This is a genomic window from Nostoc sp. DedSLP03, assembly GCF_034530815.1.
In the GTDB taxonomy this organism is placed as follows: domain Bacteria; phylum Cyanobacteriota; class Cyanobacteriia; order Cyanobacteriales; family Nostocaceae; genus Nostoc.
On sequence record NZ_JAVRCK010000047.1, the window covers coordinates 14,451 to 32,959 of the forward strand.

The following is an 18,509-nucleotide window of genomic DNA, read 5'->3' on the forward strand; positions in this document are numbered from 1 at the left end:
CTTGTAGTTGTAATCATTGACGGAGCTGAGAGTGAGGATTTTTAACTCCTTGCCATGCGAAATGTGAGTTGTATTCAAATCTCTTGACAAATCACGATTATTTTCTATAATACATACAAATGCACACGTGTGCAAGCTTAAAAGCTAAAATAATGAATAAACGAAGAATTTCAATTGAAGATATTGCCCGCAGAGCAGGGGTTTCTCATTCTACAGTTTCACGCGCTTTGCGAGATAATGCTCTCATTAGCCCGAAAGTGCGAGAAGAAATTAAGCGACTGGCAGAGGAAATGAGTTATGTGCCGAATGCTATTGCTCAAAGTTTGCAAAATAAACGTACTAATACTATTGGTGTAGTAGTAACTTCAATTTCAGATCCCTTTTACGCTGAGGTGGTAGAGGGAATCGAGAAGATAGCCAAACCAGCGGGTTTGAGTGTTTTATTGAGTGCTTCACACCGAGATTTTGAGCAGGAAATGGCAGCTATTGATACTTTTCATCGCCGCAGGGTAGATGGGATTTTAATAGCTGACTCGCGAATTAGTAAACAGCATACTAAACAACTTACACAAATTGCTGTACCAACAGTTCTAATCAATAGTCAGACTGAAGACCAATCAGAAATATTTCATTCAGTTGCAATAGACGATCGCTTAGGTGCTAAATTAGCGACAGAGCATTTAATTAGTTTAGGACACACCGCTATTGGTTATTTGGGTGTAGGCGATCGCAGCAGATCGAACCAGCAGCGCCTAGCAGGATATCAAATGGCCCTTGCAGAAGCTGGTATCCCACAAAATAATGATTGGGTTTCAATTAGTGATGAATATAATACCAGAACCAGCGACGTGAACACCGGACAAAATATGCTATCTAAACTATTGGCTGCGGAAGTTACAGGCATATTTTGTTACAACGATATGGTGGCGGTTGGCGCTCTGTTAGCTTGCCAAGAATTAGGTATTTTAGTACCGCGAAATTTAAGCCTCGTCGGATTTGATGGTATTGCTTTGGGCGGTTACGTTACGCCGGCGCTGACTACAATCAGCCAGCCAATGTTAGAAATTGGTGGCATAGCCATGCAAATGTTACTCGATTTAATAGAAGAAAAAACTGTGGAAAACCGCGTTTTATCTCCTTTTTTATTAAAGCGTGGTAGCAGTGCAGCATTATTAACAATTTAAAATTCAAAACAATTTATACAAAAATTATGTTAGCTAAAAAACCGGGTTTATCTCCCGATCGCTGCTTTTCTCCAGAACCAGCTCAAAGACGATTAGCCCATCAATTTTTTGATAGCATATCTGCGTTACCTTTAGTTTGCCCACACGGACACGTAGATCCAGCTTTGTTAGCTAATCCCGCAGCCCGTTTTGGTTCGCCCACAGAATTACTGATTATCCCTGACCACTACCTTTTGCGGATGCTCTATAGTCGGGGCGTATCTCTGCAAGCTTTGGGCATACCAACCAATGATGGTTCGCCAGTAGAAACCGACCACCGTAAAATCTGGCAATTGTTCGCCGACCATTTTTATCTATTCCAAGGTACTCCGTCAGGGTTGTGGCTGAAAGAGGAACTAACTAACGTCTTTGGGGTAGATGAACCTTTAAATTCTCACAATGCCGGACGTATCTATGATTATCTAGAAGGTTTGTTAGCTTCACCAGAGTTTTCCCCGCGTGCTTTATTCAAACGCTTTAACATCGAAGTACTTTGTACTACCGATGCCGCCAGCGATAATCTAGAGAATCAGCGATCGCTCCACAAAGAAGGTTTTACTCAAATTAGACCAACTTTTCGCCCCGATGCAGTAGTTAACCTGGATGCTCCTGGTTGGCGCGAAAATCTTACCAAATTGGAACGCACTATCGGTAGAGAAATTAACACTTACGCCAATTTTGTGCAAGCTCTCGAAGAACGTCGAGCTTTCTTTAAAAAAATGGGCGCGACAGCTACCGATCAAGGTGCAGCTACACCTTATACCACACGCCTTTCTGACCAAGAAGCCGAAGCTATCTTTGCCAGAGCATTAACCGGCAAGCTGAATTCAGGTGATGTCGAAAATTTTACCGGTCATATCTTCATGGAAATGGCGCGGATGAGTGTGGAAGATGGGTTAGTGATGCAAATGCATTGTGGTGTAATGCGTAATCATAACCCAGCTTTATTTGAGAAATTTGGCGCTGATAAAGGTGCTGATATTCCCGTAAAAATCGAATGGACTCACAATCTACGCCCGTTGTTATCAGCTTACGGTAGCGATCACCGTTTCCATTTAATCATTTTTGGTATGGATGAAAGCACTTATAGCCGCGAAATGGCTCCGTTAGCTGGTCATTATCCCAGTGTATTGCTCGGCCCGCCTTGGTGGTTTCACGACAGCGTAAATGGTATGGAGCGTTATTTCAATCAGGTTATGGAAACTGCGGGAATTTATAATACTGCTGGATTTAATGATGATACGCGGGCTTTTGTTTCGATTCCGGCTCGTCATCATGTCTGGCGACGGGTAGCTTGCAATTGGTTGGCTGGATTGGTCGCACGAGGATTGGTTGAGGAGGAGGAAGGGTATGGTATGGCTCGTGCTTTAGCTTATGACCTTGCTAAGGTTGCTTATAAGTTTGAAGGGAATTGAAACGCATAGGCGCTTCTCTACGAGACGCTACGCGAACGCCTTCCCGTAGGGTAGGGGCGCGAAGGGAAGCGCAGAGGTAGGTACGCAGAGAGGGGGAATGGGTGATGGCTGAGTTGATTTTAAGTAAACTGTTTAGTTTGAAGGAGCGGGTTGCGGTAGTTACTGGTGGTTCTGGTGTGCTTGGTGGGGCTATGGCAAAGGGTTTGGCTCTGGCTGGAGCGCGAGTGGTGGTTTTGGGTCGCAATGAAGTCAGGGCGGGGGCGGTGGTGGCTGAGATTACTGCTAACGGTGGAGAAAGTATGGCTGTGGTGGCAGATGTTAGCGATCGCTCCCAATTAGAAATCGCTAGGGATGTTATTATACAGCGTTGGGATGAAATAGATATTTTGGTAAATATGGCTGGCGGTAATATTCCGGCTGCCACAATTACTGCTGATGGGAATATTTTTGAGATGCCACATACAGCTTTTGAGGAAGTAGTTAGCCTCAATTTAGTTGGGACTCTCCTACCTTGTCAGGTTTTTGGTCAAGCAATGGTGGAAAGAAGTCAACCCCACGGTTGCATTGTGAATATTTCTTCTATGTCTGCCATCCGAGCGATTAGCCGCGTGGTTGGCTACTCGGCTGCGAAAGCGGGGATAGATAACTTTACTCGCTGGCTAGCTGTAGAACTCGCCCAAAAGTATGGTGATGGAATGCGAGTAAATGCGATCGCACCAGGGTTTTTTATTGGGGAACAAAATCGAGATTTACTTCTAAATGCAGATGGGAGTTTGACCGAACGCGGACAAAAAATTATTGACCATACCCCCGCCGGACGTTTCGGAAAACCAGATGAATTACTCAGCACCTTAATCTGGTTATGTAGTTCTGGTTCTAGTTTTGTTAACGGGGTAGTTGTGCCGGTAGATGGTGGATTTAGTATCTACAGTGGAGTTTAACAATGTCATGTATTCACTGGCTGTAAATAACGGGACACTTTCAGATGAGCAAGTTTCGGCGCTAGTTCATCAAGCTTTAGCAGACCCTAAGTTGGATGGACAGCGCATCTTGGTGTTAATTCCAGATAGTACCCGCACTGCTCCTATCCCGCAAATGTTTCGATTGCTCGATCGGGAGTTGAGTCAAAGAGTAGCGGCTCTGGATTTTTTAATTGCTCTGGGTACACATAATCCGATGAGTGAAGAACAAATCAATCACTTGGTAGGAGTGACACCAGAGGAACGAGAGACAACTTTTAAAAAAATTCGCATCTTTAACCACCTTTGGAATGAACCAGATACCTTTATTTCTTGTGGAGTAATTTCGGCAGACGAGATAGCAGAAATTAGCAGTGGAATGCTGCATCAGTCAGTTAATGTGCGGATTAATAAGCTGGTAACAGAATACGATTTGCTCATGATTTGCGGCCCAGTTTTTCCTCACGAAGTTGTCGGCTTTTCTGGTGGAAATAAATATTTTTTTCCTGGTATTGGTGGTCAAGAAGTAATTAATCTCTCACACTGGTTAGGTGCTTTAATTACTTGTTACGAAATTATTGGTACGCTGGGAATAACACCAGTCCGGCGTTTGATTGACCGAGCAGCTAGCCTGATTTCTACCCCAAAGCTTTGTTTGGCGATGGTAGTTGCACCGAAAACAAATCAGCTAGCTGGACTTTATATAGATCGACCAGAGTCAGCCTGGGAAGCTGCTGCAAAATTATCAGCTAAACTGCATATCAAATATGTAGACCGGCCTTTTAAACAAGTGCTTTCAGTCATGCCCCAAATGTATGATGACATTTGGACAGGAGCAAAAGGAATGTACAAGCTAGAACCAGTAGTTGCTGACGGAGGCGAAGTAATTATATATGCGCCTCATATTACCGAGTTTAGCTATACACACGGCGAAATTTTATCCCAAATTGGCTATCATGTGCGGGATTACTTTCTCAAACAGTGGCATAAATTCCAAGAATATCCTGCTGGAGTGCTGGCCCATAGTACTCACTTAAAAGGGATGGGTACTTTTGATCCGATAAAAGGAGAACAAGCGCGGATTCGCGTTACTTTAGCTACTGGCATTTCTGCTGAACGCTGTGCTGCTCATAACTTAAACTATCGCGATCCGGCGACCATTCAACCCACTCAATGGGCTAACCGAGAGGATGAAGGCATATTGCTTGTGCCGAAAGCTGGCGAGATACTGTACCGTTTAAGTGACAGTAATTTTCAGGAAACTAAATCGTAGTTTTTGAGACGCGATAAATCGCCGTCTTTACAACTGCGATCGCAGGTTAATTTTACACTTCGCGCTATTCTTGATCTGATGAAACGTCAGCGAATCAGTTTATAGCAGCGAACAAAAAAAGCATGGGTGGGAAATTAATTGTATTTGAAGGGGTGGAAGGCTGTGGCAAAACCAGCCAAATGCAGCTTTGTTCTGAGTGGTTGGAAAGTCTCGGTGTTTCTGTGGTGGTAACTCGCGAACCGGGGGGAACAGAGTTAGGTGTACATATTCGTCGCTTGCTACTAGAAAAGTCAGAAGATAAACCAGTTGCAGAGGTGACAGAACTCTTGTTGTATGCTGCTGACCGATCGCAACACGTTGAACAAGAACTTAAACCGCAACTGCAAGCTGGGAAATATATTTTATGCGATCGCTACACTGACTCTACCATTGCCTACCAAGGATATGGTCGCGGTCTGAATATGAGTTTAATCAATCAGCTTAATAATATTGCCACTCGTGGTTTAGAAAGCGATCTAACTATTTGGCTAGATGTCGATGTCGAAGTCGGACTGTCCCGCAAACGGGGAGATGGAGTCGGACTAGACCGCATTGAACAAGAGACAATCGCTTTTCATCGGCGCGTTCAGCAAGGATACGCGCATTTAGCAGCGTCTCATCCCTCACGAATTGTTCGGGTAGATGGCAGCTTGAGTAAGGAAGCTGTACAACAGGTAATTCAAGGAATTTTACGCGTACATCTGCACTTGGCGAGGTAGAGCAAAATAAACTTTAGAAAAGTTGTTGCACTAAACTCCAACAACTTTTACTACTTCCCTTTTTTCTCATCCAGTGCTTTCTGAATCGCTTCTCTGCAAAACTCAGGAGGATCGTCTTGTGCTTTTACCTCTTCCTTCATTTTTTCGGTGACACGAAAATTAAGATTTTGTGTTAGCGGTTCTTCTCTATCAGACTTAAGTGGTTTTAAATTTTCTGGATTACCTTTAGGATTAGGCATTGTTGAGAGATGTAAATATAGCTTGAACGATACGTGAACATATAGATAGAGTTTTATATCGGTGGTGTTCGCGTCTGTCAAAACAGTTCACCACCGATACCACTTTTACAAATGGGTAATTCTATTTTATGTTCACAAGGTCAGAACTCGAAATCAAAACCACTGCTGAGTTGAGAGACTTATGTAGGCGTTACGGATTAAAGCCTACCGGGAATGGAGGGTACAAAACTAGTTGGATTGTTACCTTGATGGCATTCCCACAGATAGCACTCGCTCAATTAAGGCAAGGAAAAGGTTTAAAATCACCAGGCTTTAGTGTTATTCAATTCCTCGAAGGAGTCGTAGATGAGATGAACTCCCCCACTGATGAACAAGCGGCGCTAATTCGGATAACTTTAGAGCGCAAGGCTATGAGTTACCCTGACCGATACGACCAAGAGAGTTTACTAAACTTGCACAAAGCGAAAATGCACCTTGAGATGGCGATCGGACTGCTAAATCAGTAAATCAGTTTACAAGCCGAAAGTAGTTAGTCCCTAGCAACCTAAAGCTGGGGACTTTTCTATATCCTATATACCCAAAGGATTTGCTGTCTCTATTAACCTTTATGCGTACATTTATTTATCAAATTTTTTCCTGATTCTTCAGCTATTTTAGCTCCTGAATTCAGAAGGACTGAATTCTTACGACAAGGGATGCAGAGATTTTTCAGATAATATCAGCATTTATCTGAGATTTTGACGATTTTAGAAAGCTTTTTGTTATCAGTAAAATATATATTTAAGATTGCCAAAAATCATCAAAACTTCATCATTCAGAGTGTATTTACCTCTTGAGGAGTGTGTAATTTCCGTACTAGGATAGATGAAAAATATAGAAGTAAAAGCTTAGGATTTAAAGGTAATTGTTAATAAATTTAGTATCTGAAGTTAATTTCTGATGCAAAGTGAATTAATAAAAAGCACTACAACAACAGAAAGAAAAAACTTCTAATTCAAGTTTTATTTGTTAGGAGGTTTATGATGCGAATTGCTCAAGTAGCTCCACTGTGGGAAAGAGTTCCACCTCCAGCTTATGGTGGCATAGAGTTAGTAGTAGGGTTACTGACTGATGAATTAGTCCGGCGCGGACACGAAGTAACTTTATTTGCATCGGGAGATTCGATTAGTCTGGCAAAACTAATTTCAGTTCATCCCCGCGCTCTCAGACTCGATCGCACAATCAAAGATTACAGCACTTATGAGATGCTGAATCTAGCTTCGGTGTATGAACGTGCAGAAGAGTTTGATATTATTCACTCCCATATTGGTCATGGGGCACTGCCTTATGCAAATCTAGTAAAAACTCCTACAGTTCACACGTTGCACGGTACTTTTACCCCTGACAACGAAAAGATGTATAGTTTTGCGAAAAAACAACCCTACGTCAGTATTTCCAATTCACAACGAGAACCAAGATTAGGGTTGAACTGTATATCAACGGTTTACAACGGGATTGATGTTAGTAGTTATGAGTTTCACTCCCAACCAGAAGATCCTCCTTACCTAGCATTTTTAGGTAGGATGTCTCCAGAAAAGGGAGTACATTTAGCCATAGAAATTGCAAAACTTGCTGGTTGGCATTTAAAAATGGCGGGTAAGGTGGATGTCGTTGATATGGAATACTTTGAGAAGGAAATTAAACCACATATTGACGGCGAGCAAATCGAGTATTTAGGTGAAGCCAATCATGCTCAAAAAAATGCCCTGATGGGAGGTGCAGTAGCAACTCTGTTCCCCATCACTTGGCGGGAACCCTTTGGATTGGTGATGGTAGAGTCAATGGCTTCCGGTACGCCAGTGATTGCGATGAAATTGGGTTCTACTGAAGAGGTAATTTCCCACGGTAAGACGGGTTTCCTCTGCAATAATATTCAAGAGTGCATCAGTGCGATCGATCGGGTAACAGAGTTAGACCGCTATGCCTGTCGCCAGTATGTCGAAAATCTTTTTAGCGTTGAGCATATGACTGATGGCTATGAGGCGGTTTATCAACAGATAGTAGCAGAACGATTTTCTCAGAATGGGCGTTTCCGTAGTTTGCTTAGTTTAGGTAGCAGCCAAATTTAAATATGGTATTTGTGTAATCTTAGATGTTTTTAACTAGGTAGAATACTCGTTGTAGGGATGTACAGCTAGCTGTACGCCTTACAAAGTCATGCAATGTCTACGACAGGCTATCGCCTACGCTCCATTTTTCTAAAGTTCTAGCACTCACTCCTGGAACTTTTCTTAAGTCTGGTCAAGATATAAATTGTTTTTTTTGCTCTCTGCCTTCTGCCTTTTTCAATTGAGGACATCGTGTTTGTTCTAATTTAATTTTTTGTTGAATTGCTGGTGGTAAGCCTGGTTTTACTTTGGCATAAAGACGAGCAAATTCTCGCACATAATGGGCAGCAACTACCGGATTTTCGATCGTTACAAGCGTCTCATCGTTACCATTATTGGCCGCATCTGACCAATTATGAGAACCTGTAATTACTGTTTGACTATCAATAACAGCAAATTTGTGATGCAATAAATCCCCTTTGGGTAATACAGGTACACCTACGGTAGTAATTGGATTTGACCAAGGATGATTGTCAACTTCATATTTACATTTGTTACTCAGAGCAACCCCCATCATATCTAAAGCTTCGCTGTAAGGACGGTAGGCAAATTGTGGTTCAATTAAAGCGCGAATTTGCACATTTTCTTGATGGCGTTTTTCTAAAATATTGGCAAGAGGCTGTTCGGAAAAGACAAATAACGCCATGTCAATAGATTTGGTTGCTGAATCTAAAGTTTTACCAATTAAACCATTACTACTGTTACTCCAAAGTTGAGTTGGAGAAGTCGGCGAAAATTGCACAGTAATTTTGGTATTATCTAAAGTTATTTGTTTAGGTAAACGCATCGGTTTTTTCAAACCAAATCGACTATCTGGTTGACCACCTGGGCCATCACCCCACATAATATTAAACTCTTCTGTAAATAAAGATGCTAATTCTGGGCTGTCAATCTGCAATAAATTATTGGCATTGCCTAAACTGCTAAGATTTGTAAAATCACCAGAAGTATCACTTAATGTAAAGTTGGCGGAAGTGATAATTACAAGGCGATTGTCTACAATCACAAATTTATGATGCATCAAGCTGCTACCTGCTGAACCATCCGCTCGATCGTCTATCCAGGGAATTTGGGCATTCTGCAAAATAATCAAAGCATCTCTTTGATTGATTTCGGCTGGACTGAGTTGATTATCTTGGTTAAGATCGATAAATTTGCGAAATTCGTTGTAACGTTCCTGTTCTCTTTTATCTAACTTACCTATTTCAGCAGATGTTAAGCTACTCCAAGGTCGGCTATAGGTATTTTCTAAAATGATTCTGACTTTTACCCCAGCTTTTTGTCTATCAACCAATGCTTGGGCAACTTTGGGTAAACGTAATTCTTGCACCGCTACATCTACTGTAGATTTAGCTTGCACAATAGCATCGACAATCTGTTTTTCTAAATCATCCCCCAGACGAGTTTGCTGACGGTAAGCTTCTTGGTATTCTGAAGACTCAGAATGATTAAAGTAAGCTTGAATTAACGGGTCTTGTGGTAAGGGTGCTGGACGCTGATTATAAGACTGGACTCGTTGACAACCCGCCAGAGAGAATATCAGTAAAAAGATATATAAAAAATATCTTTGTCTAGAGATAAGTTGCACTGTAATCTGTTAAAAGTTGATTGAAAGTGGATATATTTATCATTCCCAAAATTTTGTGTTCTGAATTAAGTAGATAAATAAGTTTCCAAGTAAAGGTAAAAATCCACTATTAGATGTAAAATTACAAATATTTTTTTCAGGATTTGTCCACTAAAACTGTATATACTGACAAATCCGTAGTCTATCACTAACCTGTATTCTCACTATTATCGGTTTTATGCAAATTTATCTAGATTACAGCGCCACTACTCCGACTCGAAAAGAAGCGATCGCAGTTATGCAAACAATCCTCACTCAACAGTGGGGCAATCCCTCCAGTTTACATGAGTGGGGACAACGGGCGGCAACGGTTATAGAACAAGCCAGAGTCCAAGTTGCTGGTTTAATTAATGCCGCTACCCCTGAATCGATCGTTTTTACCTCTGGTGGCACTGAGGCAGATAATTTGGCGATTATGGGTGTGGCTCGATTGTATGCTGTTCCTCAACATATTATTATCTCCAGCGTTGAGCATTCCGCAATTTCTGAAACAGTAAGGTTGCTAGAAATGTGGGGTTGGGAAGTTACGCGCTTATCTGTAGATATTAAAGGCAGAGTTAATCCCTTGGATTTAAAAGCGGCGTTGCGACATAATACAGTTTTGGTTTCTATAATTTACGGTCAAAGTGAAGTTGGAACCGTGCAACCGATCGCAGAACTGGGTAAAATTGTGCAATCGCATGGTGCTTTGTTCCATACAGATGCGGTGCAAGTTGCGGGACGCTTACCCATAGATGTGCAACAACTACCTGTAGACTTACTTAGCCTTTCCAGTCATAAAATCTATGGGCCGCAAGGTGTAGGGGCGTTGTATGTGCGTCCTGGTGTGGAGTTAATGCCTTTGCTGGGTGGTGGTGGACAAGAAATGGGACTGCGTTCTGGTACGCAAGCAGTACCGATAATTGCCGGATTTGGTGTAGCAGCAGAATTAGCAGCCGAAGAATTAGCTACAGAAACACCACGATTAATTGAATTACGCGATCGCGCTTTTGCTCAATTAGCTGAGATTCCTGGTTTAATTCCTACAGGGGATGTTTGCGATCGTTTACCTCACCATGTCAGTATGTGCTTAGAAAACGCCGACGGAAAAAAATTGAGCGGTAAAACCTTGGTACGACAGCTAAACCTTGCTGGCATCGGCATCAGTGCTGGTGCTGCCTGTCATAGTGGTAAACTTAGCCCTAGTCCAATATTGTTAGCAATGGGCTATTCCGAAAAAGCTGCTTTGGGGGGAATTCGTATAACTTTGGGGCGTGATACGACTGAAGCTGATATAGATTGGACGGTAATGGTATTGAAGCAAGTTTTGCAAAGATTAACACCAGTTTTTAGTGGGCAACCTAAGTATATTTCAAAAATCAAATAGGAGTCCTATAACAGCGAGCCAACTTTTGCTGCGATCGCCTAATAACAAATTTTATTTGTATAACAATCCTATTTGATTTGCGAGAATTGTAAGCCACAGATATCTGACTTTTTTTAGAAGTCAGATATCCGGTTTTTTACAAATAATTCAGTATTGTATCAGACTGGTAAAGCCTCAGTCTGATTCGTAGTTGTATGGGTAATAGGATTAACTTTTATAAATTGTTCGATTGCATCTTTTACTTGAGGCCCTTTACCATACACTCTGGAATCATAAAGCAGACCAATATCAATGAAAGCTTGAGCCGCAGCGATCAAAGTTTTAATATTTTTATTGCTGGAATCATCCATCTCTTCATTTACACGGATATTCTTAACTATGCAATCATCATTGTATTCTTTGAGGTTTGTATTTACAGCTTGAACTAAATACTGATTTTTCCTTAGATATTTTTTTTCTATGATGTTACGAGTCTTTTTATAATCTTCATTTGCTAAGGGTTTGTATCTCTCATTCAAATCAAAATCCAATCGAAGGTAGTGCCCTGACTCGAAACCTCCAAGGATATTTTGACAAATCGTACTATTTATTTCACCTGTTGGTTCCATGAACACATCCACAAGCCGCTCTACCCAGTTTAACGTGTGCCATTTTTTTATTTGTTCATATTCAAATGGGTTGGCACTTCTACCCGTACCAATAGAAAGTACAGAAATATCCTCTAGTTTGAGATTCTCTAAATTATATTTTTTCTTATCTTCTAGTGATAGTTTTGGAGAACGACTCACTTTTAAAGCTTGACTAATTGCTGCCAAGGATGGATTATTAGCACAAACTCCACCATCAATATGAGGGAATGACCATTTACCAAATTTCTCTTCGTTAGATGCTTTTAACTCGCGTGGAGGGAAGAAAGTTGGCGCTGATGCCGAACTAATACATATATCTTTGAGTGGAATTCCATCGTACCAGCGAGCACCTAAATCAGGATGTAAATTGGTGAAAAAAGTTGTGTTGCGATAACGCATATCATAGGCAAGAATCAACAATATAGTGTTGGTAATTTCGCCAATTTTAGTCTCACCTAAAGCAGATTCATCTTCCAGAGCTTTCTCTAATCCATCATGAGAATATTTAGGTGAAAATATATTTCTGACAAATCGCCAGGGTTTTTCAAAATTCCTTGGCTGCGGGAAGATTTGCTCGGCTTTTGTTTCATATAGTTTCAGCAGTTCAGTGGTATTTAAGCCTTTCGCCAGTCCCGCAGCAATAATCGAACCAGTAGAAGTACCGGTAATCATGTCAAAATATTGGTGTAACTTTAAGCCGTAAGTTGCTTTGATTCGACTTTCAACCTCTTTGAGCATTTGTACCGAAACTACACCACGAATTCCACCACCATCTAAACTGAGAATTTTGAATGTCATAACCTACTCCTAACAAGACAATCATTAAAACAATGGTTATATGGTTCCCAGTTATTGGTGAAAAATTTCACGGTGTGTCAGAAAAGAGAAGCAAGTGTCCGTAGAGTTTACGCTTTTACCACAATGATTTTGCCTTTCTACAAAAAAAATCATACATATAATTAGCAACACCACCAAAAGGGTTAAAGGAGTTTATCAATTAAGTACTGTACAACTAACCATGATGTAAATTATGAGAATTGGTCATTTCGGGCGTTTCACATAACCCTAATTTACTTACATATTTGCGTAGGCGTAGTCCTTCAGACATAGCATCCTGTAATATCAATCAAAATAACTTTAAGAGCAGCATCATGAGTATTATCGTCTTCGGCAGCATCAATATAGACTTGGTAGCAACAACACCTCGGTTGCCAGTTGCAGGAGAAACGTTGCTAGGAGAAGATTTTTTTAAAGTTTCGGGAGGGAAAGGAGCCAATCAAGCCGTAGCATTAGCAAAATTGGGCATTCCTACCCAGATAGTGGGGCGTGTAGGTGCAGATGATTTTGGTAAGGAACTTGTTAACAATTTGCAAACATCTGGTGTGCAGACTGATAACATTTTTGTGGATGAAACTGTTAATTCTGGAGTTGCTATTATCACCGTGAGTCAGACTGGTGAAAATCAAATCGTCGTTATTCCTGGTGCAAATGGGCGCGTCAATCAAGAAGATGTAGAACGATTATCCCACTTATTACCAGCAGCTACAGCACTACTTTTACAACTAGAAATTCCTATTGATGCCGTGGTTGCTGCTGCAAAAGCCGCAAAAGGTGCAAATATAAAAGTTATTTTTGACCCCGCACCCGCACAATCTAATTTACCAGATGAATTGTATCCATTGGTAGACATTATTACACCGAATGAAGTTGAAGCAGCGCAGTTGGTTGGTTTTCCTGTGAATGGAGAAGAACAAGCAGCTAAAGCAGCTGCGGTTTTATTGCAACGGGGTGTGAAATGTGCGATCGTCAAACTGGGTGCTAAGGGTGTTTTTTGTGCTACTGCTGAAGAAAAGTTTTTTGTACCCGCGTTTTCAGTTCATGCAGTTGATACAGTAGCCGCAGGCGATGCTTTTAATGGTGGTTTAGCGGCGGCACTTTTTGAAGGACTTTCTTTACATCAAGCAGTTGTTTGGGGTGCAGCAGCAGGTGCTTTGACAGCGACGAAACCAGGCGCTCAAACTTCGTTACCGGATAGGTTTACATTTGATGCATTTCTCAAGGAAAGGGGAATGAATTGTGGTATTAAATAATTCGTAATTCGTAATTCGTAATTCGTAATTACGTTTTGTGACGAGGATTTAGATTTAGGCTTCAATTCGTTCTGCCGTCGTTAGCCAGGGTACTTAAACCCCTAAACTAGTTAAAAAAGTATAGATAAACAGGTAAAATACTTATCTGTTTGGGATTGGCAGAAATATCAATGCGGAGCTTCGGAACGATGTAGCGTGTATAGCAGGAGAAATACAGGAGGAATTAAGTATGGCACTATATCTAGACTCAGCGATCGCATCGGAAGCTGAAGTTGTTAAGCTTTGGGGATGGGTAAAAGGTATTACCACAAATCCCACACTCTTATCTCAAAGCGATACTCCACCAGAAACCACGCTCAAAAAATTGGTCGCTTTGACAAATGGGCCGTTATACTATCAACTTATGGCATCTGATAAAGCTGGGATGCTAGCTGAAGGTAGAAAAGCTTTCGAGATTATTGGTTCGCAAACAATTTTGAAGATTCCCGCAACACCGTTAGGGTTTGAAGTGGTGGCGAGTCTATCACCAGAAATTACCTGTTCGGTGACAGCGATTTATAGTGCAGCACAGGCAGCAGTAGCACGAGAAGCAGGAGCTAAAATTGCTATAGCTTATGTAAATCGAGCTACACGATTGTTAGGTGATGGTATTGCCTTAGTGCGGGATATGGCTAGCGTACTCAAAGGTAGTGATACAGAAATCTTGGCAGCTAGTATCAAATCTCCTGAAGAAGCAGCCGCATCATTGCAAGCTGGGGCGGATCATTTAACTTTACCATTGGCAATGTTGCAGGCGATCGCAACTCATGAATTCTCACAAAAAACTGTTGAAGAATTCGCTAAAGGAGGCATTGGGTTAAGTAATTCGTAATTCGTAATTCGTAATTCGTAATTCGGATGCGTTCAATAAGTGAATTTAGCTAAACTATAAAAATCAAATTTACTCAACATTTCTAAAAAGGTGAATACCGCAGGTATTTGCAGGGTGTTAGATAAAGTTGCAGTTGCAATGACTCTTTCGAGGGGTGCTGGTAAACTGTATACCTGCACCTTTGGGGGAATGGGTACAGCTGCTAAACGAGGCATAATAGCTGCTCTCAGCCCTTGATTCACCATACTAACGACTGTGGAATCTTCTTGAATGTCGGTAGCAGTATGAATTGGAATTGCCAAAGTTTTCAGGTGGTTGTGAAGAATGCGTCCGCAAGGTGTACAAGGAAGCAAAACCGGTGGATAGGCTGCGATGTCTTCCCAAGTAATTTTCGGACTGCTAATTTTGCTATCTGGTGGTAGTAAAGCTACATACTCATCCCGAAAAATTTCCCAGGTTTCAAATTCTTCACCAGTTGGCAGACAGGTAATACCAATATCGGCACGTCCATCATGCAAACACTGTTCTACATCCGTGAAAGCAGCACACTCTATGATTGTGACAGCAATCTCTGGGAATTGATTGTGAAATTGAGCGATCGCTTTTGGTAATAGATGGGTAGCGACGCTCCGAAAAGCCGCAATTCGCACATGACCACCGTGTAAACCTTTATGCAAGTTTGCTTCGTGTTGCATCATCTTTAGATGCTCCATTGCTTGACGCGCATGATACAAAATGCGCTCTCCAGCAGGTGTTAGCACAGCACCGTGACGACCTCTCGCAAATAATGGTACACCTAATTCTTCTTCTAGGGTGGCGATCGCATGACTAATTGCAGGTTGTGAAAGCTGCAATTCTAAAGCTGCCTCACTAAAGTTACCACGATCTGCTACTGCAACTATGGCTCGGAGTTGGGAGAGTTTCATAGGCAATTGATGAGAACAAGGGTATACACATCCTGACTTTATTGTGGCAAAAAGGTTGTATTAGTGATTTTTTATATCTATAAATTCCATTTATAGAACCTATGCAAGCCATGATTTGATTCCTAACTGAGATGTTGTTACTGTTTTATTTACTGAGCAACTTTCAGGAATAATTTTATGAACAATAACATTAGGTGTTTACAAAAAGAAGATATAGAAATAAATTGTAGTCCGTCATTCCAGAAAAAAAACAACTCAAACTTCTGGAAATCTCTGTATATGATTTGGGAGAATTTTGTCAAAAAACTCCTAACAGAGCCGAATGAATTACAAGTTTGGCAAAAGGTCGATCGCCACGGTAATATCTATTGGCAAGCTTACGACCCTGTAACCGGAAAATCTTTTTCTTCAGGTTCGGAAACTGATGTGTCTATGTGGATTGAACAACTTTATCGGTATTAAAAACATGACACAACTTACTTTAGTAATTGGCAACAAAAATTATTCATCTTGGTCGCTTCGTCCTTGGTTAGCGATGAAGCAATTTGGTTTAGAATTCAATGAGATTCGGATTCCTCTCTACAACAACCCAGATTTTTCATCGAAAATTCGGCAATACTCGTCATCAGGAAAAGTACCTGTGTTATTGCACGATAAACAAACAGTGTGGGATTCTCTCGCTATTTGTGAATATCTAGCGGAAACATTTCCGAATCTGCACTGGTGGCCAGAAAATAAAGCTGCAAGAGCATTAGCTCGTTCTATCAGTGCAGAAATGCACTCAGGATTTCAAAACTTGCGTCAGAATATGCCAATGAACTGCCGTACTAAATATCCTGGTAAAGGTTTAGAACCCGGCGTACAACAAGACATTGACCGCATTACTACTATTTGGCAAGAATCACGTCAAAAGTTTGGGACTACTGGCAATTTGTTATTTGGGAATTTCACAATAGCCGATGCTTTCTTTGCTCCAGTTGTTCTGCGTTTTATAGCCTATGATGTGCAGTTAGATCCTGTTTCTAGAAATTATGTGGAGTCAGTTTTGGCACTTCCAGCAATGCAAGAGTGGATAAATGCAGCAAAGAATGAGACAGAAGTTATTCCCCAATATGAGTTTTAGGAAAATATTAGATAGCGAGAATAATAAGGGTAGGAATATTTTAATTCGATATGCAAATAAAAAAGATATTCCTGCCATTATGGAATTGATTCATTTGAAAGCTGAATTTGATGGTTGTCCTGAATCTGTAGAAGCAACTCCTCAAAAGCTAGAAATTGATTTATTTGGAGAAACACCTCTTGCTTTTGTTCTTTTGGCTGAGGTTAATGGCGATACTATTGGGTTGGCAACCTATCACTTTATCTATTCAACTTTTTTAGCAAAATCTGGAATTTGGCTTGATGATTTATATGTCAAAGCTGAATATCGAAGCCACCGAGTTGGCCAGGTACTCATGCTACGCTTACGCCAGATTGCCAAAGAAAAAGGTTGTGGCAGAATCGATTGGACTGTAGCTGTGTCTAACGAGCGTGGAATCAATTTTTATGAAAGAATAGGCGCAAAGATTATGAATAAAGTAAAAGTATGTCGCTTAGATGGTCAGACATTATAATAGGGTGGGTATTACAATACTCACGCCTACAAACGACAATTTTTTTTATAGATGTCTACTATAGTAATCCTAAATCATTCATGAAAATGTGAGATAGTTTGACCCTCTGTAGTTCCCTCAATGCTTTGGGGAGATGACGTTAGCTAGGGTGTGAATTTTCTTACAAATCATTTATTTAGGATTGCGATCGCTCTCTTAAGCCACTCTGGTAAGCTTTAAGGTCTATCCAGGGAAATCGCCCGATCCATCCTGACATTGTTCAAGCTCTAGTGCTTATGGAGCATAGATTGTAGCTTTACAAACGTGCTATTCTTCTCTAACGACTGTTTAATAGCGTTAAGCTCTGACTTTTCACGTTATGTGGAAAAGTCCACCAAAAACCTAACCCCCTAACCCCCTTCCCGACGCGGGAAGGGGGAAAATTCAAAGTCTCTCTCCTTTTAGGAGAGAGATTTAGAGAGAGGTTTTCCAGATGCCGTGAAAAGTCAGCGTTAAGCTAGAATAAATCCATTTTAATATTAGTAATGCCTAATATTCAAGAACACGTAAACACTCTCTTTACAAAATTTATTCCAGGTTATAGATTTTTCCGTTTACAAGAACTCACAATTGATAAAAATAATTCAATTCAAACAGAAATTAATAGTCAATCAATTAAAGTTCTCAGTTGGAATATTGCTAAACAAAACTATAATAAGACTTGGTTAGAAGATTTTTCAACAATAATTGCAACTTATCAGCCAAACCTCATATTTTTACAAGAGTTTTCTCTAAAGTTAGAGGCAAATGAATGGGGAAAATGGTTGAAAATGAATTGGAGTTTTGCTCCTAACTTCGTAGATATTCATCACCAAACTTATTCAGGAATTTTTACAGCATCGACAATCAGCCCAATTACAAAAAAAGTTATCACTACTAAACATTATGAACCGATTTTTAAAACTCCTAAAATTTCTTTAATCACTGAGTATCTGCTATCTGAGCAAAGCATAACTCTCATGACAATCAATACTCATCTGATAAATTTTGTAGATATAAATAAATTTAAAATCCAATTAAATGAATTAGAGCAAGCGTTATCTATACATCGGGGGCCACTAATATTTTCAGGAGATTTTAATACTTGGAGTCGAAAAAGAGCAGTTATTCTCAATCAAGTAACCACTCAATTAGGATTAACACCTGTAATTTTCGCACCTGATGAGAAGGAGAAAATTAAACGCTTTTTGTTATCACCTCCTTTAGATCATATCTTTTATCGAGATATCAGTGTGAAGAAAGCCAGTGCTAAAGTGCTAGACCAAATTTGTTCATCAGATCATAAGCCATTGCTGGCAGAATTTACTTATACCAATACTCAAAAAAATTAA

The 18,509-nt window shown here is 40.6% G+C and carries 18 protein-coding genes; 14 read left to right on the plus strand and 4 right to left on the minus strand.

The genetic code is table 11. The features are described 5' to 3' along the window. Positions 1–152 precede the first annotated feature (152 nt). From RM368_RS21890 to tmk, 5 genes are all read left to right on the plus strand, one after another. Positions 153–1,184 (plus strand): LacI family DNA-binding transcriptional regulator, encoded by a 1,032-nt coding sequence (locus RM368_RS21890; RefSeq protein ID WP_322695985.1) that lies wholly within the window; start codon positions 153–155, stop codon positions 1,182–1,184. A 26-nt stretch (positions 1,185–1,210) separates the two neighbouring features. Next, positions 1,211–2,638 carry a glucuronate isomerase gene (gene uxaC, locus RM368_RS21895; protein ID WP_322695986.1) on the plus strand — a complete coding sequence of 476 codons (1,428 nt, stop codon included), beginning with the start codon at positions 1,211–1,213 and terminating at the stop codon, positions 2,636–2,638. A gap of 104 nt (positions 2,639–2,742) precedes the next feature. Then, positions 2,743–3,579 (plus strand): SDR family oxidoreductase, encoded by an 837-nt coding sequence (locus RM368_RS21900; RefSeq protein WP_322695987.1) that lies wholly within the window; start codon positions 2,743–2,745, stop codon positions 3,577–3,579. Continuing rightward, a complete protein-coding gene (locus RM368_RS21905) occupies positions 3,548–4,870 on the plus strand; it encodes a lactate racemase domain-containing protein (protein ID WP_322695988.1) in 1,323 nt (440 codons plus the stop codon). The genes RM368_RS21900 and RM368_RS21905 overlap by 32 nt, the downstream gene beginning before the upstream one ends. Positions 4,871–4,992: 122 nt before the next feature. Then, the gene (gene tmk, locus RM368_RS21910) at positions 4,993–5,628 is read left to right on the plus strand and encodes a dTMP kinase (RefSeq protein ID WP_322695989.1); all 636 of its coding nucleotides are present in this window, start codon (positions 4,993–4,995) and stop codon (positions 5,626–5,628) included. Positions 5,629–5,678: 50 nt separating this feature from the next. On the opposite strand, the gene RM368_RS21915 is transcribed toward tmk, so the two are convergent. Further along, positions 5,679–5,867 carry a hypothetical protein gene (locus tag RM368_RS21915; protein WP_094353117.1) on the minus strand — a complete coding sequence of 63 codons (189 nt, stop codon included), beginning with the start codon at positions 5,865–5,867 and terminating at the stop codon, positions 5,679–5,681. Positions 5,868–5,995: 128 nt separating this feature from the next. Here RM368_RS21915 and RM368_RS21920 point away from each other — a divergent pair, with 128 nt between their 5' ends. Beyond that, entirely contained in the window at positions 5,996–6,373 is a 378-nt protein-coding gene (locus tag RM368_RS21920) for a hypothetical protein (RefSeq protein ID WP_322695990.1), read from the plus strand. 516 nt (positions 6,374–6,889) lie between these two features. Beyond that, positions 6,890–7,975, plus strand: coding sequence for a glycosyltransferase family 4 protein (locus RM368_RS21925; RefSeq protein WP_322696025.1), 1,086 nt, complete (start codon positions 6,890–6,892; stop codon positions 7,973–7,975). Positions 7,976–8,147: 172 nt separating this feature from the next. On the opposite strand, the gene RM368_RS21930 is transcribed toward RM368_RS21925, so the two are convergent. Continuing rightward, positions 8,148–9,602 (minus strand): phospholipase D-like domain-containing protein, encoded by a 1,455-nt coding sequence (locus tag RM368_RS21930; RefSeq protein ID WP_322695991.1) that lies wholly within the window; start codon positions 9,600–9,602, stop codon positions 8,148–8,150. 217 nt (positions 9,603–9,819) lie between these two features. Here RM368_RS21930 and RM368_RS21935 point away from each other — a divergent pair, with 217 nt between their 5' ends. After that, positions 9,820–11,007, plus strand: coding sequence for a cysteine desulfurase family protein (locus RM368_RS21935; protein ID WP_322695992.1), 1,188 nt, complete (start codon positions 9,820–9,822; stop codon positions 11,005–11,007). A gap of 158 nt (positions 11,008–11,165) precedes the next feature. Here the strand turns inward: RM368_RS21935 and RM368_RS21940 are convergent, their stop codons facing one another. Beyond that, positions 11,166–12,434, minus strand: a complete 1,269-nt coding sequence (locus tag RM368_RS21940) for a patatin-like phospholipase family protein (RefSeq protein WP_322695993.1) — start codon at positions 12,432–12,434, stop codon at positions 11,166–11,168. 353 nt (positions 12,435–12,787) lie between these two features. On the opposite strand from RM368_RS21940, the gene rbsK reads away from it, so the two are divergent. Together rbsK and RM368_RS21950 are read left to right on the plus strand one after the other, a co-directional pair. Continuing rightward, positions 12,788–13,726 (plus strand): ribokinase, encoded by a 939-nt coding sequence (rbsK, locus tag RM368_RS21945; RefSeq protein WP_322695994.1) that lies wholly within the window; start codon positions 12,788–12,790, stop codon positions 13,724–13,726. Positions 13,727–13,955: 229 nt separating this feature from the next. Further along, positions 13,956–14,597, plus strand: coding sequence for a transaldolase family protein (locus tag RM368_RS21950; protein ID WP_322695995.1), 642 nt, complete (start codon positions 13,956–13,958; stop codon positions 14,595–14,597). 32 nt (positions 14,598–14,629) lie between these two features. On the opposite strand, the gene RM368_RS21955 is transcribed toward RM368_RS21950, so the two are convergent. Then, positions 14,630–15,523 carry a LysR family transcriptional regulator gene (locus RM368_RS21955; protein WP_322695996.1) on the minus strand — a complete coding sequence of 298 codons (894 nt, stop codon included), beginning with the start codon at positions 15,521–15,523 and terminating at the stop codon, positions 14,630–14,632. 279 nt (positions 15,524–15,802) lie between these two features. Between RM368_RS21955 and RM368_RS21960 the strand changes: the two genes are divergently transcribed. From RM368_RS21960 to RM368_RS21975, 4 genes are all read left to right on the plus strand, one after another. Then, positions 15,803–15,985: a hypothetical protein gene (locus tag RM368_RS21960; protein WP_322695997.1), complete on the plus strand. Its 183-nt coding sequence runs from the start codon at positions 15,803–15,805 to the stop codon at positions 15,983–15,985. A 4-nt stretch (positions 15,986–15,989) separates the two neighbouring features. Beyond that, on the plus strand, positions 15,990–16,646 hold the full coding sequence (locus tag RM368_RS21965; protein ID WP_322695998.1) for a glutathione S-transferase family protein: 657 nt from the start codon (positions 15,990–15,992) through the stop codon (positions 16,644–16,646). Next, on the plus strand, positions 16,612–17,139 hold the full coding sequence (locus tag RM368_RS21970) for a GNAT family N-acetyltransferase (RefSeq protein ID WP_322695999.1): 528 nt from the start codon (positions 16,612–16,614) through the stop codon (positions 17,137–17,139). Before RM368_RS21965 ends, RM368_RS21970 begins: the two co-directional genes overlap by 35 nt. A gap of 524 nt (positions 17,140–17,663) precedes the next feature. Further along, positions 17,664–18,509, plus strand: coding sequence for an endonuclease/exonuclease/phosphatase family protein (locus tag RM368_RS21975; RefSeq protein ID WP_322696000.1), 846 nt, complete (start codon positions 17,664–17,666; stop codon positions 18,507–18,509).